Genomic DNA, 21,140 nt, shown 5'->3' on the forward strand with positions numbered 1-21,140 from the left:
TGTTTATTCGAACAGGCGTCGTTGCGGAACGACGATTACATCACCGGGTGTCAGGACGGTGTTGCCCGCGATGCTGGGTTTTTTGCCGGTGCGGTGGAAATCATAATTCATGACCTGATTGTTTCTGCGTAACTGGATGCGCTTGGCTGCGGCAAATCGGGTTAGGCCGCCCGCTTGTGCCAAAGCCTGCAACAGTGTCGTACCCGGTCTCGCATCGATCAGGCCGGGTGCATTGACTTCCCCCATTACATAAATTTCATCCGTATCTGGAATGGTGGCCGTGCCGGATAACGTGGGTAAAGCTCTTGCTGCAACAGCGACATAGACATTGGGGGGAGACTGGAACTGTGAGGAAAGGTTGGAAGTCAGGTCACCGCGGATAGCGGCAACAGATCGACCGCCTGCTCGAACGGCTCCAACGAATGGAAAGTTGAAGGAACCGTCGGGCAACACCAGAACATTCCGGTTGAGGCCGGGATCCTCCAAAACCTCGATTCGCAGTGTGTCGCCGGGGGTCACTTGATACCCGCTCTGTGCTTGCGTGACAGTTGCGGACAGGATCAAGCTGAGAAGGCCGATCAATATTCTTAGCATCTTATGTGTCCTCGAAAACTGAATTTCTTATTGAGCCTAGCGCGGATGACGAGTCCATGTAAGACATCCGTTACGCGTCGAGTTGGTGTTGTGGTGAAATTGTTCCGCCTTCTGAATCAGTTACCGTCCTGAGTTGGGGTCGGCAAAGCGGCCATCGCGTCCTGCACTTGCCGGGCAAGATCGCTGGACATTTGCAACCCGGCGATCTGTTCAAAGGTAGTCAGCGCCTCTGTGTTGCGACCGAGCGCGGCATAAGTTACCCCCAAATGATACAGAACGGTGGCTTCCTCGGGCAGTTGATGGGCCGCGAATTGCAGATGTTTCAAAGCTGCCTCGTAGTCGCCTCGCCGATAGGCGATCCAGCCATATGTATCGTTGAAATGTGGAACCGTACTGTTTTGCAAGCGTCTGGCAATGCGATAGGCTTGGTCCAAGCTTTCCGCATCATCACTATAGCTGGCGAGCAGGCTAGCCAGATTGTTGGCGACAATCTCCGAATTGCTATCCGCCGCATATAGGCTTTTGTAAACTTCTATTGCGCCTTCAATGTCGCCTTCCGTTTCTAACAAACCGGCTTGCAACCATCTTAAATCCGTACTTTCGGGCAAGGCCTCAATTGCCTGTTCCAAAACTTCGGTCGATTGTTCCGGATTAGTGTTGGACAGCAGTACATAGAGAGCCACCCAAGTGCGCTCACTATATGGTCTTTCTTCGAGCAGCGCGCGATATAGAGCGACGGCTTGGTCCTGCTCTCCGAGGCCTGCCAAAATTGAGGCTTGAAGGAAACGGAGCATGAAATCCGATGGGGATGCCTCCAATGCGTTTTCCAAATACTCTCGAGCAGAGTTAAGATCCCCGTTGTCTACGTGCGTGCTTACTATTCCAATCTCACTTACATAGTCCCGGCTGTTCTCTCCGTCTGCGATCTCTCCTAGATAACTTAGCAGGGTGTCGTTCTGACCTCGGGCGCTAATTAGGTTGGCAGTCATAACCTGAGCTGGTTGCCGACCCGTCTCACCTAAAGCTTCCAGTGTGTTAATGACGGATTGTGCTCGTTTCCAATCTTCTTGATGAATATGAAAATGTCCAAGTAGAGTCAGCAGTTGAATATTGTTCGGCTGACGTGTTAACGCATCGTTCAACACACTGACTGCGAGGTCGTGCTGTCCTTCACTGGCCAAGAATTCTGCATAACTTTTGGCTTCGTCAGGAGCACTATTCGACGCTTCGACGGCCAGAGACATCATATCTGCCATCAGATTCCGATTACCGTCGCGTTCGTGCGCCCTAGCCAGCAATGTCATTACTTTTGGGTCTCTGGGACTGTCGCGTAGCGCTGTGCGCAATAGGATAATGGCATCGCCTGCACGGTCCTCTTCAATCAGATGGCTTGCCTTGATCTTGATGGCTTCGACATGGCCCGGGTCTTCTGTCAGCACCTCTTCCACAAGAGGGTAAGCCTCGACCGGGCTACCCGTTGCAAGCAGCATATGCGTTAGTACGATCTTTGCATCGTTCAAATCCGCTGAAGGTTCTGATCGGTTGATAAAGGCTTGCAGATCGGCAATCGCCACTTCAGGCTTGCCCGCTTCCATCAGCTGGCCTGCGCGTAGTGCTTGGTAAAGCGGCTCTCGAGGCAAATCTTGGGCAAGCATTTTGTCCACTTCTGCTATGGCAGCTTCAGGACCTTGGCTCGACGAAATAAAGCGTAACAAAGCCATCCGGCTTTTCGTGCCATCTACTTGTGAGTCGATACGTTGACGCAGAAATTCTTCTACGGCTGTTAAATTACCATGTGACATGTACCAATCGACAAGGCTCTCTTGAATCTCATCATCGGCGGGAAACTGGCGAACCATTTCCTCAAGGGTCCAACCAATTTCATCAGTTCTATTAAGCCTATCTAGAACACCTAGACGTAAATTATAAAAACCTCTCGTGTCAGGGGATACGGTGATGGCTGCGTCCAGCGCATTCAACGCGGCAGACCAGTCCTTTCCCCTAATTCTTTCATTTATAACAATGAAATGGGGGATCACTAAGTCAGGGGCTTCGACTGTTAGTGCCAGCCCTTGTTTTGCAGCGGCTAGTATCGCTGCTTTGTCGTCTGCTGCGATGGCATCGCGATAAGCTATGCTGGTTAGCACAGCCCGAACAATTGGGTCTTGTGGAGCTTGCTCAGCGGCCACTTTAATGTGCCGCTCGACCTCGTTCCAATCTTGGTCCAATGTTGCCATCTGCGCCAAAGCGCGCCGACCTTCTAGATTGTTGGGGTATTGCTCCACCAAGCGTAGATACTGGCTGTAAGCTTTAGATATGTCGCCAGATTCGCGGTGCATTTTTGCATAAGCAAGCCGTGCCTCTTTATGTTTATCATTTAGCTTGAATACATTGCGGAATTCTACAGTAGCCCTGGCGAGATCGCCGTTTTCCAGATACTCCAGAGCAGCTTGATAATGCTTTTCTGCCCGCTCTTCAGCTGAATCACAGGCAGTTAAAAGAAAAAGGGCCGCCCCTAAAGAAGCGCCCCTGACAATCTGTTGTATCATGCTCGCTTTCCTGTTGCCCCTGAGCTACGGTGCAGTTTCATTGAAAGTCAGTCAAGAAGGATTGATTGGCCTCAATGCCCGGTACATCGCACAATAACACCTACTGTGCGTATCAGGATCGAAAAATCTTTCGCAGGAGACAATTCCGCCAAATAGCGCGCGTCATATTTTGCGCGTGCCGCAAAGCTAGTCATGTTGCGGTCAGAGACTTGCCATGGCCCTGTAATGCCCGGATCCAGATGGAAATAGGCTTGACCTGGATAGAGCGATCTCTGATCGATCATCATCGGGCGCGGTCCGACAATGGACATGTCGCCCTTAAGTACATTCCAGAGCTGGGGTAATTCATCCAGGGAGGTTCGGCGCAGAAGCTTTCCAAATCTTGTAATACGAGGATCACACTTTAGTTTTTGGTCTCTTTCCCATTCTACACGCGCCTCGGGGTTCTCGGCTAAGTATCTTGCTAGCCGTCTGTCGGCATCTGCAACCATGGTTCTAATCTTGAACATGCGGAACGTCTTTCCGCCTCGACCGACACGCTCCTGTATATAGAATGGATTACCTCCGTCGCGCATCACCAATAGAGCCATGACGGCAATCAGAAACAGTGAAAACGGTGCTGTGAGGATAACAAAAAGAAAATCAAAAACACGCTTACCCGCGAGGGAATAAAAAGTCTCTTGCGATTCTACTGGATAGTTCGGTGCGTTCTGATCAACTCTATCCACACCCTTAACGTAAAACGTCATAATCAACACACTCCGGCAATAACACGACCACAAAATTGTGATCTGCCTACTCATTACACCTCGGGCCACACAGTATGCTTTCGAGTGACCACAGAACTATACTGCTTCTGTCTCAGAATGCAGTCATCGTTTCTTAACTATAGCAAATTTTTATCTGATTCTCGCCATATTTCAATCGAAATTTCTAGTTTTTGGAGGCGTCTTCAGAGAAGTTATTCAAGGTATGTAAGTAGTTACATCGAATATGCGGTGCGTTTATGTTCGTGTCTTCCCCTTCTTCGCGCAACAATCAGGCTGAATTCGTCCTTATTGTTGTTTTTTCTGGAGGTTTTAGAGTTTGCCACCTAGCGCACGACGGAAAATGCCTAGCATATTCTTTAAGTTTGACCAAACACCCGCGCTCGCCGCGTTGTATGCGAGATTGAACCCTGTGAAACGTGGCCAAGGCCGTCTTAAGATACGAAGAGCGAGAATGCGGCTAAATGCATAACGTCGTTTTTGTGTTTGACCGGGTTGGATGCGCTCAAGTCTGGAGATATCAAATTCAGAGAGCGTAATACGGTTTTTACATACGGCCTCTCTTATTAGTGCCTCTCCTTTCTCTGTTCGGCTGATTATCAGGCTGATGCCATCTCGCTCTTCAAACAGAGGATAACCTTTGTCGTCTGTCTCCCAAGCGTCGGCACACACAATGTCAGCAAGCCCTCCGGTACCGTCTGGGCACAGCTTGCATCTGAGTTGAATATGTTTGGACAATATTCCACCCCAACTATTTGCATAACTCATTTGCTTTTGGCTGCCATCTCGGCACGTCGCTGTGGCAAAACCGGGCCATCCATTGCCTCGGTAACGGAAGGAAGCGACATTTCCCTCTTCGACTTCTAAAGCCGACAGAATTCCCCGGGCACCGGAAAGGCTTGGCACACCTGCGCAAAAGAATGACAGCATATATGGAAAACACTCTGTTATTCTCGGATCTATATTTTCCATCGATCGAAGTGCTGCAACATCGCAAGGCTTCCCAACAAATGCGTACCTGCCACCGCTTTCGATGCATTCCTGGACTTTCTCCAACGGTGCTGAAGGTGCATACCTTGATCCTGCGGCTTTAGATATTGCGACTGCGTCTGCATTTAGAGCAGTTCTGTTGCCAATAGGTAATTTAGAATCCTCTGTAGTTTGCAAAACAGAATCTACAGCGCCGGTTTCTACGAGGTGAACCAAAAGAGCTGACAGTCCCCCGCCGGATGAGGCCTGGTGACGCAAATCGGCGTCATTTGCATAACCCTGGTACACTCCGGTCGTTGGACCCCATAGTTTGTGGTGGGTGCTTGGATGAAGGGCTTGGTTGTAGCCCAAGCCGGGGCAAACCGCGGCGACGGCTTCTTCCTGCTTGTTAGTAAGTGGTTCTTTTTGAACGGGGCGAAGGAAACCGTCTGGAGAAAGTGACATTTCTAATGCACTTGGAGCCAATGCAACGCAAGCGCCACATCCTGCACAGAGCTTTCCTCTGGCTATTCTATCAAGTGTAGGGGATGACACGCTGCCGTTTTTTGAAGGCATTAATGCAAACCACGAAGGCAATCAGTAACAGCGAGTTCGTAGGTTTCGAGACGCTCTAAACCCTGTTTAAGAGAGATTTTTGTTTGTTGGCGCAGCGCCTCTCTATTTTCGAGGGCATCTCGAAACTTGGTAACAATTTCTTCCGTGCTGTCTTCTGTGCAATCTGCAATAACATCATACCCCATGGACGAGAACAGGCCCGCAAATTTTCGACTGTAGGCCATGGGGAAAACCGGAACACCGGAAGAGAATGCTGCGATGCACGCGTGCATGCGGGCACCGGCGAAGAAGTCCATTCCAGAAATGTAAGATTTGGCATCGCTTGGATTTGTAAATTTTGGCGCCAGCGTGATGTTCGGGAATTTTTCTGCTAGTTTCTGATTGATTCCATAGTCGTCCTCAGTGTTTCCCGGCTCTGAGTTTACATGGGACACAAGATGAATCTCATATTGAGGATCAGAGCTTAACCAATCCAGCAAATTGCATATACAGTCTGCGTAAGATGAATGCAGGCTAAACATGTTCTTTCTCGAATATCCACCATTGAACAAGAGGCCAGAAACATTGAGACCCACTTTGATCTTTGCTTCTTGAACATTATGCGGGCATTTCGATGGGGTGAAAGATAGCTTTAGGGCAACGTCACTCGCCTCAATAACTGGCTTGGTAAATCCAAGTTCACGAAGAAATTTTGTGGACAAGTCATCGCGACTGGCAACGATCTTTGAGCGCTGGATTAATGCGAAGGCGATCTTTTTTACCCCATATCTTTTAAAGGGGCCAATTGTTTGAGGGCTGAGAATAAGCGGACGGCGCGCCAGAAGGGTTAAAGCCTTAGAGCCAGCGACTATAACAAAGCGTTTTAGGCCATAAATATCGGTGAAGCTGTCGCCTCCGCCAATATCAAAGACAATGTCGCAGCTGCGCAAATAACTGTAGAGGCCGCCGACCGGCTTCACAAAATCTTTCAGCCGAAGCCCTCTAAACTCGATATCCTCTCTTTGGAGGTAGTTGGGGTTTGGGTCGGACCAACCTAGAATAATGAATTCCGGTACTACACCCGCCTGCCGTGCGGCCTTCTCGATAATTTCCAGATTGGAAAGTGTGAGAGCCCCAACCCCTAGATTAGCGGAGTTTATGGAGTGCCATAGTAGGCCGATACGTAATTTCTGTGTGGAATGCGCCATCTAAAAATTCATTTCTGCTTATTGGCCTGTTGTTCAACATATTACATAGCGAAGAGAGTGCGGCGTGCCCAGACAGAGTCTGCGGAGAAAACTTGGATCAAAATAGGCAAAAATCTTCTTGCAGTATTAGCGTCTTGGCGAGTCCTTGCTCAGAATGGTGCCTTCTGGGGGTCTACAAGTTGCCGCAATTGGAACCAATTGTTATGCGATCTTAGATTTGTTGCCGAATGAGGGGCAATGAGAAAGACGCTGCAGCAAGGCGGAGTAAGAATCGTTTGTAAGTTGCTGCAGGTAAAAAGTTTTCCATGTGTTGGGGATGCACATGGAAGTCAGTTTTTCTCCCACACGAGGATAAGCGGGTGAATGACCAAGTGTCAGACGCCGCTTTATTGAGGTTGGAAAGGCCAAGGTGCGCTCATGGGGATGCGTGATGGCCAACGAAGAGAGCAAGATACGCTATGAATGAGATTTATGTTTCAAGTGCATCTGAATTGATGACAGCGCTATCGTCGGCGAACGGCGGAGATGTAATACTTCTTGAGCCAGGTAGTTATGGGGCTGTGAATTTGAGCAACATCAAATTCAATAACTATGTTACCTTACGATCGGCTGACCCTGACAACGAAGCCGTACTGCAGAATATAGACTTCAATAACTCAAGCCATATCCGAATTGATGATCTGGTCGTGGATAAAGGGCCTAATTCTGGGGCTCGGTTGATTGATATTCGTGAAAGTGATCACATAGATATCGTTAATTCTGAGATTATTGGCGATGGTCCAACTAGTGGTACTTATGGGATATACACCAAAACTGCGAATGATATCACTATAGCAAACAATTATGTGCATAATCTGGACGTTGGTATCACGACGTTCTCTGCTAACGATGTGACAATAAAAGAAAATTATGTCGACTACGTCCACTCAGACTATTATAAGTTTGGAGGCGTTCAGGATGTTCTATTTGAGAACAATACTGGGGGCGGCCATACTTATCCCAATAGCTTAACCCATGCCGATTTTGTACAATTTCAGGGGTCGGGAACAGACGTTGTAATTCGTGGAAATGTTTTCTTGGCTCAAACTACTGAGCGACCGCAGGGTCTTTTCCTTGGGGATGAAAACTTCAAAAATGTTCTTATTGAGCAGAACATAATTTATTCCGGAAAAATAAATGCAATTCTTGTAGGCGATGGTACCGGCATCGTTGTGCGAGATAATACAGTGCTGTCGACGCCAAATCTGGGCCACAAAGCTGCTTCTATTCGCGTTCCTGAGGGTTCGGTCGTTGAAAATAATATCTCCAGTAGCTACGCTGGCGGCTTTTCGGGGTCGAACATAGTAGCACAATACGATGATCCGAGCGATGTAAACTACTACAATGATCTGTTTGTGAATGCGGATAAGGGGCTTGGTGTAACGCTTGAGGACCTTAGACCGATCCCAGGTAGTGTAGCCGAGACTGCCGGGGCTTATGACCGGTTGATGGAGTTGCTTGATGGTACACCTTATGTACCGGAGCCTAGCGATCCAACTCCAGTTGATCCGACCCCAGAAGTTCCAGATGCAGACAAGGGCGATGGAGTAGACGAAGGCACAAACGACAACGCAGAAGACAGTTTCGACCAGGGTCAGATCGAGTTTGATCAGATCGAGGGCGCAGCTTTCAGCATGGTGGGAACCAAGGGCTTCAGCAATACAGCTGATGTTGTCGAAGTGGCCCATAGCAGTGATTTGGCCCTTGATGCGGGCACTGTTGCGCTCAGCTTCAACGCAGACACCGTTTCCGGCACAATGGGTCTGGTGTCCAAAGATGCAAGCTACTACGGCGGTGGCGGCAATCACCTGGTCGCTTATATCCAAAATGGGACTCTAATCGTACGTTTTCAGGATGGTTCTGGAGATGAGATCGCACGTATTGGTGGGATCAAAGCGAATACAGACTATGATCTTCAGATCTCATTTGGGAACGGTGAAGTTGGTGTCTGGTTGGATGGTGAACAAGTCCACTCAGCCGATTTCGAAATGTCATGGGAAAGCAATGTCGAGCATTTCCAGATCGGAGCATTGGGGTGGGCAAGCCAATCTGGCCAAGCCGGCTTCCGCAACGCCTTCGACGGGGAAATTTCTGACGTCGTCGTCGTGGAGGGTGTGTGGGAACCTGATCAGATACAAGATTTGATCCAAAATGCTCAGCCGCTACCAGACGAAAACCCGGTTCCACAACCGGACGCTCCGAGTGAACCCGAAACACCAGTTACTGAACCCGAAACACCGGTTGCTGAGGGTGACGCAAATACTGTTTTTGAAACGGCAGAAGCCGAATTCAATGGTAAGACAAGTAGTATCGTTAACTTGGAGCACGATTCAGATCTTGAGTTGGAGGAAGGCACAATTGCATTTATCTTCAACGCAGATGACCTGAAAGGTACTCAGGGCCTGTTGTCCAAAGACGCTAAATATTACGCCGGCGGCGGCAACCACCTGTCAGTTATGCTTAAAGGGGACGATCTGGTTCTGCGTTTCCAAGATGAAGACAGTGATGCTTATTTAACCTTCGAAGACCTGCAAGCCAATGAGGACTATGAAGTTCAGACTTGGTTCGGAGACGGCAAAATAGGCTTGGCTGTGAACGGAGAGCTAGTGGCTACTAAGGACTTTGACTTTGACCTGTCCGGCAACCAGCAGAATCTGCAGCTTGGTGGTCTTGGATGGGCTAGTTCCAATGGTGGGGACGCAGTGACCAAAGCCTTTAATGGCACAATGACCGAAGTTGCTATTTATGATGAGGTCCTGCCCATCGTTGATAGCGGTGACATGATCCTTTGAGGATAGGTCATAGAGTAGAACTAAAAGCCGCCGGGGTTTCCCGGCGGCTTTTTGGCAGGGAAAGGCGTTAAAAAACAGATCGTTATAGTGGGGTTAGACTATTATTAGGCTCGCAGCTTACGAAAGATACATAGCATTGCCATAGGAAGAGCAATCACAAAGAAACTGGAAATACCTGCAAGGAAATAGACAAGTATTGCAGACAACAGTCCGAAGCCAGAGAGCAACATCAGAAGCGCTGCGACACTACCCGTCAGAGCGGCTAGTACGAGAACTCCCATATCACATCTCCTCATTGGACTTAAGTTTGTCGGCTTAACACCTTAAAGTAGAGTAACTCTACTAAAAATCTAATAAGAAAATGTGTCAAAAAATGTCAAACTGAGAGTTTCAATACCTCACCACAATAAATAAAAGGGCCGCTTCAAAAGCGACCCTTCGTAATTATCGTACATCTCTATATGGGCTTTATGCCATCTGACGCCGTCTGCGTACTAAGGCCAACCCGCCCAAAGCACCTATCAACATTAAGCCCGCAGCAGGAAGGGGCACAGGCGAAGCAGTGACCAAGTTCTGGCGGCGGTCCCGATATCTATTTTCGTTTTGAAGGTAGCTAAGGTCCCACTTCTGGTCACCGCCATAATTGCTGGCTGCTGTTAAGTACTGATTTGCCAGGGAAACAACATCTGCATTATTTGATGCTTGGAATGAGCCTGTACCAACATCATAGTCATCATCATAAACTGCATTCCAGAGCGCAACTTGAAATGCAGCAGACGTTTTGGAGTCACCTGTTGCCAAAGCTTCACTATAATTTGCGTCAAAGATTGCTTGGATTCTGCTCAGCGCACCGCTTGCCAAGGCTATTCCTCTTGTGAACGGATTGCTCGTTATAGAATAATAGTTATCGCTTCCACGTGGAGACCGGGCGGCCAAATCCAGACAAAATGCAACAAAATTCCCAAAAACGCTGTTTGGGGTCGTCGTATCAGTCAAACTAAAAGCCCCTGAAGAAACACTGCCGGGCTGAAAACCAGAAACGTTGAGCCGGACGCTCTCATAGTTACCTGCTGCCGGTCCATTCATTGTGAAAGTGAGGGCAGAGACAGGTCCACCAAGCGTAACTGCGGCGACCACCGCTGCGACTAAAATTTTCTTAATTTTCATCCTAAGATCACCCCGTACCAACTAGGCAACAAATAACGTTCCGCAGGCGACATAGGGCTCGCTTACGACACACTCATAGAGAGTGTATCCGGTTCCTCGTTCTTTCGGAAGAATTTTCTTAATTTTGACATATTTTTACAAATGACTGTCAGCAGCACGTTTGAAAGATTGGCAGCAACGAGAGTATTTTATTACGGAGGTTTCCGAAATATAGCATGATTTAAGAGGCTTACCTTGTTGGCGCAACGTATTTAGTAGTGGTATACCCTCTCGCTATCGATGACACAGCCCTCGAATTTTTGTCGCCAAAATGGAGACAAAAATGCCCCTTGCGAGACATTGTGCCAAGAGACTTTTTTGCTGTCAGATATGAAGGATATTTTCACCGATCGGACCGGGTTCGCAGATTTTCACTTAGAGCGCCCAGTGCCCTAAGTGGTATTTAGTCGGATATATCTGGATTTTCTGCGGTTTACTTGGGCAAATTGTGGATGCAAATATTTGCGTGATTTCACTGAACGCTGCTTAACGTGTTTACTTTGGGGAGACTGATTTTAGTTTGGATTCTGTTGAAAGTCAGCTCAAGCGAATAAAAATGCAACAAGATGAACGAAAAGGACGGCGCCACGTGAGTGCACGCAAAGTTCTGATTGTAGTGGAAAATCTTCCTGTTCCTTTAGATCGTCGGGTTTGGTTGGAGGCAACAGCGTTGGTGACCAACGGCTATCAGGTTAGCGTGATCTGCCCAACCGGACGGGGTTGGGATAAAGAATATGAAGAGCTTGAGGGGGTACACATCCACCGATATCCCGAGCCGCCGGAAGCGCATACAGGTGCTTTTGCCTATGCGCGCGAATGGGGTTCAGCGCTGTGGCATATGTTCCGCCTTGCAGATCAGATCTGGACCGAACGTGGGTTCGATTTGATCCACGGGTGCAACCCCCCGGATCTAATATTCCTTCTGGCGTTGCGATATCGGCGGCGAGGCGTGCGGTATTTGTTCGATCACCACGATGTTTGTCCTGAGTTATTCGAAGCAAAGTTTAACAAAAAAGGCCCTCTTTATCAGGCTATGTTGTTTCTTGAGCGTCAGACATTTCGTGCTGCGGACGTGTCCATCGCAACCAACCAGAGCTTTCGCGACATAGCGATACAGCGTGGGGGCATGGCACCAGAAGATGTGTTTATTGTGCGTTCGGCCCCAAAAATCGAGAAATTCAAGCTGGGCCCGGCGGATACGGAGATTCGAGCAAAAGCCGGGACACTTATCGGTTATGTTGGTGTCATTGGTCAGCAAGAAGGTATGGATTTGCTTGTGGCTGCAGCTGCACATTTGATCCGCGAGTTGGGCTTTGATGATGTCCATTTCATGATTGTAGGTTTTGGTCCGCATCTTTCTGAAGTGCAACGAGACGTAAGCGAGCACGAGTTAGACAAGTATTTTACGTTCACCGGCGCTCTATATGGGGATGATTTGTTACGGGTGTTGAATAGCATAGATATTGGTGTCAGCCCGGACCCCAAAAACCCGATGAACAACATTTCGACAATGAATAAAGTTATGGAGTATATGACGCTGGAGAAACCGGTGGTTCAATTTGACCTTGAAGAAGGTCGCGCGTCGGCTGCGAATGCATCTCTTTATGCGAGCGCCAACGATCCCGAGGATTTTGCTACTCAGGTTGCGTGGCTCATTGAGCATCGGGAGGAAGGGCGTGAGATGGGACGTAAGGGGCGGCAAAGGGTGCTAAACGCACTTAGCTGGGAACATTCTGTGTCACATCTTCTGGCCGCGTATGATCGCGCCTTTCGGAAGATTGAAGAATCTCGGATTGTCTGAATACCCGAGCCGTAATCACGCTTGAGGTGTGCGATTCGTTCTCAGAGGTGGGTTGTCTGTCTCTTCGATTTCAGGGACAATCGGGCGCCAAGAGTGCTTTAGATCAAAATTGGAAACAAAATATTAACTCAAATCGATGCGCCTTGACGCCTATCTCTTTAATGTTGGCCATGGAATCTCCAACTAATGAGAAAGTGGTTTGAAGAGAGTTTGCCCAGGGTAGGCGGGTAGAGCCGATATTGCTACAATTGTGCAGCATATGTACCACTTAGGCGTTGCAAGGTATGAAGAGCAATTTTTCTATGATGTGCAGCGCATGCCGCGCGCTATCCCTATATTAGGTTTTGTTGGTTGAAAAAGTTGTCAGGCGTATGAGTTCAAGTGATCTTTATGTTGAGCATTTTGGGTTAACCGAGCGACCTTTTACCCTCTTGCCTGATCCAAGCTTCTTGTTTTGGTCAGAGCCGCATAAGCGCGCCTTTATGGTTCTGGAGTTCGGCCTTTTATCGCGCGCACCGATCACCCTGATCACAGGTGAAATAGGGTCGGGAAAAACGACTCTTATTCAGAAATTGCTGAGTCAGATGGACGACGATACCACCACTGGGCTGATTTCAAATGCCCAGCGTGGGCGTGGCGAGATGTTGCAGTGGGTTCTGAACGCGTTGGACGTTCAGGCCAACCCTCGTGCACCTTATATACAACTTTTCCAGAAGCTGCAGGAATTTCTGGTTTCCGAGTATGCGGCGGGCCGTCGCGTGGTTCTAATTTTCGATGAAGCGCAGAATCTGTCTCGCGAAGGTTTGGAAGAACTGCGCATGCTCACCAACGTAAATTCAAATAAGGATGAACTGATACAACTGGTGCTGGTAGGGCAACCTGAATTGCGAGACATGGTTTTGGATCCCAATATGCGTCAGCTTGCCCAGAGAGTAGCCGCCAGCTTCCACCTTCCAGGCATGAATCGCGCAACCGTTGCAGATTATATCTCGCACCGATTGAAAGTAGCGGGAGGCACCGGGGAAGAGTTCTCGGAGAAGGCGTGTGATCTGGTCCATCACGCAACTGCAGGTATTCCACGGCTGGTGAACCAGCTTTGTGAATTTGCTATGTTATACACGTGGAGTGACGGTGTTGCAGAGGTCTCTGAAAAGGCCGTGCAGGCCGTATTGGATGATGGCGTCTTCTTTGGTGGTTTGTCGCTACCTGCAGGCGAACAAAAGCAGGAATTTAAGGTGCTGAAACTCGGAAAAAATGAACGCGTGCCCCCGGAGGAAAAGACGGGATGATCATACAAGTTTTCAATCTGTTGCAGGCTATCTCGCGGCGGAAAGGCTGAACGTGGATATTAAGTACTATTGGTCGATATTTTCGCGGCGTTTGCCGGTTTTTGTGCTGGTCGCCACAGTGATTAGTGCAGCTTCGATCATTGTCGCATACTCTTTACCGCCAGCCTATGTTTCGGAAATGAAGTTGATTATCGAGGCACCCAGGATTCCTGACGAACTTGCGGCGTCTACAGTTCGAACCCCAGCCCAACAGCAGCTTGAAATTCTGGAGCAACGGTTGCTGACTCGCGCCAACTTACTGGAAATAGCCAACGATCAGAATGTCTTCGCGGATATTTCAGATATGACACCTGACAGGATTGTCGAGGCTATGCGGGCGCGTACAACAGTACGTGCTAGCGGGCGGCGTGATCCGGTCCCGTTGATGCAAGTTGAATTCGAAGCAAGATCGGGTTCGATAGCAGCTGGCGTGCTCAACGATTATTTGAGCCTTATTCAGCAGGAAGATGTGGAATCTCGCACTGGCCGGGCATCACAAACACTCGAATTTTTTGAACAAGAAGTATCGCGATTGAGTGAGGAACTGGCCGAGCGCAATGCCTATCTTCTTGCGTTTAAGACCGAAAACTCGGACGTCTTACCGGAGAGCCTAGATTACAAGCTCAGCAGGCAAACGCTTCTTCAGGAACGTTTAGCACAGCTTGATCGCGAAATCATCGGACTGACAGACCAAAGGCAAAACCTTGTTTTAGTATTTGAAGCCACGGGGCGTGTGGGCGGATATTCTGGAGCAGCACAGTCTTTGGAAAGTCAGCAATTGGAAGGTCTCCGGCGCCAGCTTAATGAAGCCTTGGTTTTATATTCGGAAGAAAATCCACGTGTGAAACTACTTAGAGCCCGCATTACTGAACTGGAACAGACAGTTCTCCCCCTGGAAGCTCAGGGGGAGGCCACCGGTAATACCTTTTTGGATGCACAACTGGCCGAACTTGCATCCCGTATCAGCGTACTGAATGAGCAGAAGCAATCAGTTCAAACCCAATTGGAACAGCTGACCACTAAAATCAATCGCACGCCTGCTACTGCGATTCGAGTTGAAGAATTGACCCAAGATCGGGACAATATTCAGCAGCAATACAATTTAGCAGTTGATCGGTTGTCACGGGCCAGCACAGGTGAACGTATAGAGGTGACCGCGCAAGGGCAGCGTGTATCAATTATTGAACCGCCCGTTGTTCCAAGCAAGCCATCAAAGCCTAACAGGGCTATGATCGCCGGCGGTGGTAGCTTTATGGGTATTTTGGCGGGTCTGGGCTTAGTAATCCTGCTAGAGTTGCTCAACCGCTCAATCAGGCGGCCAGAAGATCTGACGACCCATCTCGGGATCACCCCGCTAGCGACAATTCCGTATATCACGACACCTGGTGAGAAATGGCGCAGGCGTGGATTAAAAGGGGCTTTGCTTACCGTCATTTTGGTTAGTGTGTCTGTCGGGGTTTACGCACTTCATACTTACTATCAGCCGTTGGATCTGATTGCTGACCAGGTCATGGACAAGATCGGCGTGCGATGGTGATCAGCGGCCTGAGAAGCTCTGATCGGAAAGGGTGATGATCAATGGAAAAACTGCAGGCTGCCATAGAGAAGGCCCGCGAACAGCGCCAGAAAGTAAAACAGCCTCAACACGTTGTTGAGCAAGAAAGAGTGCAGGGTAAAACCACGGATCAAGCAGCGGGGGAGCTTTGGGAAAGCTTGGCGGAGGTCACCGTGTCTCCGCAGATTATAGCTCGGAACCGCCTTGTTGCGAGTTCTCAGGGGGCGGCAGCCGTGCCTTTTGATATGCTACGTACACGCATCTTACAGCAATGCAGGCTAAACAGTTGGAAACGAATTGCTCTGGTTTCACCTCATAGTGCATGTGGAAAAAGCACTATAGCGGCGAACCTTGCCTTCAGTTTTGAGCGCCAGTCCGATTTACGTACCATGGTGTTGGACCTTGATCTGCGGCATGGCGGATTGAGGAAAATACTTGACCAGAATTGTACACATACAATGGGTGATGTGCTGCAGGGTACAATACCCTTTTCAAAGCATGGACAGCGTCTTGGTAAAAACCTGGCGCTTGGGTTCAACAGCAAAACTGTCCGTAACGCCGCAGAGATTTTGCAAAGTGGTAAAACCTCCGAGGTGCTGGAAGCTCTCGAAGATAAATTCAAGCCGGATATCATGCTGTTAGACATGCCCCCCTTGATGGAAGTTGATGACAATTTCGGATTTCTTGGGAATGCCGATTGCGCCATTTTGTTGGTTGAAGCAGATCGTACGACCATAGAGCAAGCTGATTTTGCTGAACGCCAGCTTGCAGAACTGACGAATGTGATGGGCGTTGTTCTAAATAAAACCCACTACGCGGAAGGGGCGTATGGGTATGGGTACGGGCACAGCTAGGCAGCTTGACGGAATATTTTAACTGTAACGAATGTTGGTATCGAGGAGACAGTAGTGATTATTCCGGTCATTTTGTGCAGTGCAACGGGAGCAGCGCTTTGGCCAAGCTCACGGCTATCTCATGCCAAGCAGTTTATCGAACTGGACGGACGGAATAGCCTTTTTCAAAATACCCTTCGGCGTGTTTCCGGACCCCAATTCACAAGCCCCCTGCTTATTGCCGATCAAGAGTGCCGTTTCTTGGTTGAAGACCAGACGAAACAGTTGGGAATAGTCCCTCAACGCACCTTAATAGAGCCAGTGCCGCGGGGAACTGCATCGTCAATTCTTATTGCTGCATTGAGCATCGAGAAAACCCCCGATGCGTTGATGTTGATCTGCCAATCTGATCGCAAGGTTTCAGATGACGTTTCTTTTTGTCAGACCGTCATGATGGCGGCAAGTGCGGCCCAGAACAGAGAGCTGGTGGTGATCGGAGCCAGGTTTGGCGGTTTAGCGTCTGATGTTGATCATATGGAATTGGAGGGTCAAGCAGAGCCAAGGCGTGCGCTTAAAGTGATCGGGTTTAACGGGCTGTCATATACCGAAGCAGCCTTACATGTTTTGGCAAACACCGGTACGTATCTGTTTCGTGTTGATGACATTATCGCAGCCTTTCAAACATATGCTCCAGAATTGGTCGATCTGTGTCGTCAGGCTTTGGAGCGAGGCCGTTACGATCTTGATGCCTTGTGCCTAGACAATGAAAGCTATGAAAGTCTTCCAGTCGCTTCGATCGAGGGCGCGATATTGGAAAACGCCGACAATACTGTAGCCGTCCAGCTGGAAACAGACTGGTCTGATCTGGAGGGGTGGGAGCGTGTGCATGACATCATGCCGTCGGATGAAAACGGTGTCACCTGTATGGGTACGGCAACCGCTGTTAACTGTGAAAATACCCTGTTGCGCAGTGAGGAAGACAGCGTCCGGTTGGTCGGATTAGGACTTAAAAACATTGCGGCTGTTGCAACCCGTGATGCAGTCCTGGTTGCTGACATGGATTGTGCGACGGATGTGGGGGAGACTGTCGTCGCGCTCCAACATCAGGGGGTGGCTCAAGCTGCTGAATATCCGCGGTTCCATAGGCCTTGGGGGTGGTATGAGACGCTTTGTTTGGGAGATCGTTTCCAAGTCAAACGTATCATGGTGAAACCCGGTGGAATTCTCAGTTTGCAAAGCCATCACCATCGAGCCGAGCATTGGGTGGTGGTCGCTGGTACCGCGCGGGTTACGGTAGGTGACGACGTTAGGCTGCTATCAGAAAATGAGAATATTTACGTTCCTCTGGGCGCGGTTCACCGAATGGAAAACCCAGGGAAACTTCCCATGTATCTTATCGAGGTGCAGACAGGTGCCTATTTGGGTGAGGATGACATAGTGCGTTATGAAGATGTTTATAATCGCACCTAATATAGTGAGGTAGTTTTTACGGTCTGCGAATGCACAAAAATATGCCTGGCTTCGTGAGCGTCCTATGCGGTTGACTGGCTTGGGTAAGCATCACGCCTGTGTGAAGTGAGATATCATATAATAAAGCATATGGTGAGCTTGGCTGCAGAGAACTGCCAAACTGTGTTATAGTAGGCAGATGTTTAGAGGGCGTATCTTCAAACACGTTGCTCTAAGGGTGCTGTTAAATGGTTGTTGGGTGATGAGAAATGTCAATTAGCACAATTTGTGTCCTAATACATACTTTGAAAAAGTTGCTTGGGGCGGCTGAAGCTTCAGTGTTAGAAGCGCGGAAACGCATCAGGATTATTACAATAACTGTGTGGAAGGTCGCTGAATATCAGCGCAGGTGATGTAAGATTTGGCGGCAGCCAGTGTTTGTATGGTTTTTTGGGGGTAAAGATGTCTACGCCGTTGTTGGAAAGCGGACCACACGATTTTGATGGCAATGTATCGAATGCGGTGGTTTTAGCGCATGATCCTTCATATTTATTAGCTGAAGGAACACTCGGCTTTACTTTCACAGCGGATGCGGTGGATGGTCGGCGGTCTTTGCTTTCGAAGGATTCCAGCGGCTACGATAATGGTGGCCATGTAGGAGTCTTTATCGAGGACGGGCAGGTTGTTGTCCGTTTTCAGGATCAGACAGAAACATACACAGTTGAAACGGGAGCCCTGATCGAACCTGGTCAAATGTATCATTTGGCCGTAACCTTCGGCGCCGAGGGCATAGTTGTCTATGTGGACGGCATTGAACAAGCCAGTGATCCATACACTGGCGGTCTGGTGGGTAACGAAGAGCCGATCGTAATTGGCGCAAATCAATGGGCCAGCGGTAACGGCGTAGCCAACAAACTACGTGATGGTTTTGATGGCACGATAGTTAGTGCTGAAATCTACGATACTGCCCTTGATGCTGCAGAAATCGCAAATTTAAGCACAGAAGCGTTGAACGATGCTCCTGTGGCTGGCGATGACTCATTGCTGGCTACACTTGATACACCTTTGTTAATCGGTGGCGCGGCTGATCTCTTGAATAATGATAGCGATCCGGATGGGGATTCGATCAACCTGCTTAGCATCACACAACCGGCCAACGGTACGTTAAGTGACAATGGTGATGGGACTTACATATACACCCCGGATTCCGGCTATGTTGGGGCTGACAGTTTTAGCTATACAATCAGTGATGGGCAGGGGGGGCAAAGCGTTGGAAGTGTATCAATTACGGTGGCTGATCCCAACAATACAGCGCCTGTCACTTCGGACGATGCCTATACGACGAATGAGGACACCACTTTAAACGTTGCTGCTGCGGGCCTCCTCGCCAATGATGGCGACTCTGATGGCGACGTACTCACACCAACGGTTGTAACTGGCCCAGCCAACGGTAGTTTGACGCTCAGTCCAGATGGAAGCTTCAGTTACATTCCGGACCTAAACTTTGCTGGCGAGGACTCGTTTACTTACGAAGTTGTAGATGGCCGCGGCGGAAGCGATACGGCAACTGTGACTATTACGGTCGATCCCGTGAATGATACTCCTGTCGCAGATAATGCGGCCTTCATCGCCAGGGACACAGCGTCCATAGGCAGCGTTGTGGGCACGGTTTCAGCGTCGGATGCCGATGGCGACACGTTGACCTACCAGATTATTGCGGGCAACGATGACGGAGCTTTTGCGATCACAGCTACCGGTGTGATCACGCTTTTAGATCCTGGTATTCTCGACCCTATCGCCGAGCCCTATCGCCAGTTGACTATTGAGGTCTCCGATGGGGCACTCGCAGATACCGCAACGATAGACATCAATGTTCTTGACGGCTCAACACCTGCCCCTGGAGAAATTATTTCGGATGATTTTGCAGGAGGGTCTCTTGCTGCAGACTGGGCATTTTCGGGCATAGCAGGCAATGCTTATCTTGATGCCACCCCCACAGACGGCTTCCTTACTATCGTGTCGCCTGCAGACACTCCTGTAAGTGCTTCAGATTTTCTGACGACACCACGTGTTCTACAGGATGCTGCGGATGATGATTTTCAGATTCAAGCCGGTTTCCTGACGGAGCCCAGCCAAACCTTTCAGGAACATGGTCTTCTTGTTGTTCAAGATGATAACAACTTTATCCGGTTCGACATCGCCTTCACATCGAATTCGGTTCTCAGGTTGATAGTCGGAGTCGTTGAGAATGGATCGACCGACTATCGACTGTTCCAGGGAATTCCTTACGGTAGCGTGACCGACTTTAGAATTTCCCGCGTTGGGGATAGCTGGACTTTCGAAACTTCGAATGATGGTCTGAACTGGAGTACTGCTCTGGAAATAGATCACGCGATGATGGTTTCTCAGGTCGGCGTCTTTGCAGGCAGTGCGTCGAAAAACGGCTTCACACCAGGCTACACCGCGCAGGTGGATTACTTCGAGAACACAGCCAATCCGATCGCTGATGAGGATGGCACGATTTTACCAGTCGACCTTTCACCTGATGCGGTGGATGACGGGCTGGTGACATCGGTGGGCGCGGCGCTTGTGATCGATGCTGCTGCGGACCTGCTGGCCAATGACAGCGATCCGAACGGGGATGCGCTGACCCTGACCGGCGTGACGCAGCCTGCCAACGGAACCCTGACAGACAACGGAAACGGAACCTATACATATACTCCAAATGCCGGCTTCAGCGGCGCCGACAGCTTCGACTACACAATCTCCGATGGCACCGAGACCGATACCGCGACGGTCACCGTCACGGTAAATGATACGACCCCGCCGCCGCAGAGCGGTATCGTATCGGACGACTTCGCTTCGAACGTGCTGGGGGCCGCGTGGTCCATTCAGGGCCCTGCGGGTATTTCTCATGCATTGGGTATCAATGCGACGGATGCCTATCTGGAACTGGTGACCCCGGACGGGTCCTATGATGTCTGGGATTCGAATAACGGCGCCCGCGCGATGCAGGCGACGGCCGATACCGATTTCCAGATCGAGACCCGCTTTCTGACAACTCCGACGGACAAATATCAGCTTCAAGGTCTGTTGGTCGAGCAGGACGCCGACAATTGGCTACGATTTGATACCTATTCGGACGGCAGCAAGCTTTATGTGTTTGCAGGGATCACCGTGGACGGCGATTCCAGCCAGGCTTTCCGGACGGCGATCCCGGGTGGTACCGCACCATACTTGCGGGTGACACGCACCGATGACACCTGGGCCATGGAGTATTCAGTGGATGGCGCCACATGGGTGACTGCGGGCAGCTTCACCCATGAGCTGACTGTGACCCAAACCGGCGTCTTTGCCGGCAACACCGGGTCTGCCACAGGCTTCACCGCGCAGGTGGATTACTTCGAGAACACAGCCGATCCGATCGCTGATGAGGATGGGTCCTACACGCCTGTCAATTTTGCGCCTGATGCGGTGGATGACGGGCTGGTGACA

The 21,140-nt window shown here is 49.6% G+C and carries 14 protein-coding genes; 7 read left to right on the forward strand and 7 right to left on the reverse strand.

Annotated elements, in window-relative coordinates; translation table 11 throughout:
• Positions 1-3: 3 nt before the first annotated feature.
• The 5 genes from ACR0AH_RS19715 to ACR0AH_RS19735 form a co-directional block, all read right to left on the reverse strand.
• A complete protein-coding gene (locus ACR0AH_RS19715; RefSeq protein ID WP_480593392.1) occupies positions 4-594 on the reverse strand; it encodes a polysaccharide biosynthesis/export family protein in 591 nt (196 codons plus the stop codon).
• A gap of 116 nt (positions 595-710) precedes the next feature.
• Positions 711-3,143 carry a tetratricopeptide repeat protein gene (locus ACR0AH_RS19720; protein ID WP_480593393.1) on the reverse strand — a complete coding sequence of 811 codons (2,433 nt, stop codon included), beginning with the start codon at positions 3,141-3,143 and terminating at the stop codon, positions 711-713.
• A 71-nt stretch (positions 3,144-3,214) separates the two neighbouring features.
• Entirely contained in the window at positions 3,215-3,892 is a 678-nt protein-coding gene (locus ACR0AH_RS19725; protein WP_480593395.1) for a sugar transferase, read from the reverse strand.
• Positions 3,893-4,222: 330 nt separating this feature from the next.
• Positions 4,223-5,344, reverse strand: a complete 1,122-nt coding sequence (locus ACR0AH_RS19730) for a Coenzyme F420 hydrogenase/dehydrogenase, beta subunit C-terminal domain (RefSeq protein ID WP_480593396.1) — start codon at positions 5,342-5,344, stop codon at positions 4,223-4,225.
• A gap of 110 nt (positions 5,345-5,454) precedes the next feature.
• The gene (locus ACR0AH_RS19735) at positions 5,455-6,642 is read right to left on the reverse strand and encodes a polysaccharide pyruvyl transferase family protein (RefSeq protein ID WP_480593398.1); all 1,188 of its coding nucleotides are present in this window, start codon (positions 6,640-6,642) and stop codon (positions 5,455-5,457) included.
• Positions 6,643-7,100: 458 nt separating this feature from the next.
• Between ACR0AH_RS19735 and ACR0AH_RS19740 the strand changes: the two genes are divergently transcribed.
• Complete coding sequence (locus tag ACR0AH_RS19740; protein ID WP_480593399.1) at positions 7,101-9,473, forward strand: LamG-like jellyroll fold domain-containing protein; 2,373 nt, start codon at positions 7,101-7,103, stop codon at positions 9,471-9,473.
• A 104-nt stretch (positions 9,474-9,577) separates the two neighbouring features.
• Here ACR0AH_RS19740 and ACR0AH_RS19745 read toward each other — a convergent pair whose 3' ends face one another.
• Positions 9,578-9,754, reverse strand: coding sequence for a hypothetical protein (locus ACR0AH_RS19745; protein WP_480593401.1), 177 nt, complete (start codon positions 9,752-9,754; stop codon positions 9,578-9,580).
• A 187-nt stretch (positions 9,755-9,941) separates the two neighbouring features.
• Entirely contained in the window at positions 9,942-10,640 is a 699-nt protein-coding gene (locus tag ACR0AH_RS19750; RefSeq protein ID WP_480593402.1) for a VPLPA-CTERM sorting domain-containing protein, read from the reverse strand.
• 559 nt (positions 10,641-11,199) lie between these two features.
• On the opposite strand from ACR0AH_RS19750, the gene ACR0AH_RS19755 reads away from it, so the two are divergent.
• The 6 genes from ACR0AH_RS19755 to ACR0AH_RS19780 all read left to right on the forward strand — a co-directional run.
• Positions 11,200-12,480 (forward strand): glycosyltransferase family 4 protein, encoded by a 1,281-nt coding sequence (locus ACR0AH_RS19755; RefSeq protein ID WP_480593404.1) that lies wholly within the window; start codon positions 11,200-11,202, stop codon positions 12,478-12,480.
• A gap of 371 nt (positions 12,481-12,851) precedes the next feature.
• On the forward strand, positions 12,852-13,769 hold the full coding sequence (locus ACR0AH_RS19760; RefSeq protein WP_480593405.1) for an ExeA family protein: 918 nt from the start codon (positions 12,852-12,854) through the stop codon (positions 13,767-13,769).
• 52 nt (positions 13,770-13,821) lie between these two features.
• A complete protein-coding gene (locus ACR0AH_RS19765) occupies positions 13,822-15,345 on the forward strand; it encodes a GumC family protein (RefSeq protein WP_480593407.1) in 1,524 nt (507 codons plus the stop codon).
• 41 nt (positions 15,346-15,386) lie between these two features.
• Positions 15,387-16,217 carry a CpsD/CapB family tyrosine-protein kinase gene (locus ACR0AH_RS19770; RefSeq protein WP_480593409.1) on the forward strand — a complete coding sequence of 277 codons (831 nt, stop codon included), beginning with the start codon at positions 15,387-15,389 and terminating at the stop codon, positions 16,215-16,217.
• Positions 16,218-16,271: 54 nt separating this feature from the next.
• Positions 16,272-17,666 carry a mannose-1-phosphate guanylyltransferase/mannose-6-phosphate isomerase gene (locus ACR0AH_RS19775; RefSeq protein ID WP_480593411.1) on the forward strand — a complete coding sequence of 465 codons (1,395 nt, stop codon included), beginning with the start codon at positions 16,272-16,274 and terminating at the stop codon, positions 17,664-17,666.
• 441 nt (positions 17,667-18,107) lie between these two features.
• Positions 18,108-21,140: Ig-like domain-containing protein (locus ACR0AH_RS19780; protein WP_480593413.1), on the forward strand; the 3,033-nt coding region annotated here is incomplete at its 3' end.

It is taken from the genome of Ruegeria sp. AM5 (assembly GCF_056540645.1).

Excerpts from the sequence above, each read along its gene's own strand:
- ACR0AH_RS19770 (WP_480593409.1), top strand. The coding sequence starts at position 15,387 with ATGGAAAAACTGCAGGCTGCCATAGAGAAGGCCCGCGAACAGCGCCAG.
- ACR0AH_RS19720 (WP_480593393.1), bottom strand. The coding sequence starts at position 3,143 with ATGATACAACAGATTGTCAGGGGCGCTTCTTTAGGGGCGGCCCTTTTT.
- ACR0AH_RS19730 (WP_480593396.1), bottom strand. The coding sequence starts at position 5,344 with ATGTCACTTTCTCCAGACGGTTTCCTTCGCCCCGTTCAAAAAGAACCA.
- ACR0AH_RS19740 (WP_480593399.1), top strand. The coding sequence starts at position 7,101 with ATGAATGAGATTTATGTTTCAAGTGCATCTGAATTGATGACAGCGCTA.
- ACR0AH_RS19750 (WP_480593402.1), bottom strand. The coding sequence starts at position 10,640 with ATGAAAATTAAGAAAATTTTAGTCGCAGCGGTGGTCGCCGCAGTTACG.
- ACR0AH_RS19735 (WP_480593398.1), bottom strand. The coding sequence starts at position 6,642 with ATGGCGCATTCCACACAGAAATTACGTATCGGCCTACTATGGCACTCC.
- ACR0AH_RS19725 (WP_480593395.1), bottom strand. The coding sequence starts at position 3,892 with ATGACGTTTTACGTTAAGGGTGTGGATAGAGTTGATCAGAACGCACCG.
- ACR0AH_RS19745 (WP_480593401.1), bottom strand. The coding sequence starts at position 9,754 with ATGGGAGTTCTCGTACTAGCCGCTCTGACGGGTAGTGTCGCAGCGCTT.
- ACR0AH_RS19760 (WP_480593405.1), top strand. The coding sequence starts at position 12,852 with ATGAGTTCAAGTGATCTTTATGTTGAGCATTTTGGGTTAACCGAGCGA.
- ACR0AH_RS19715 (WP_480593392.1), bottom strand. The coding sequence starts at position 594 with ATGCTAAGAATATTGATCGGCCTTCTCAGCTTGATCCTGTCCGCAACT.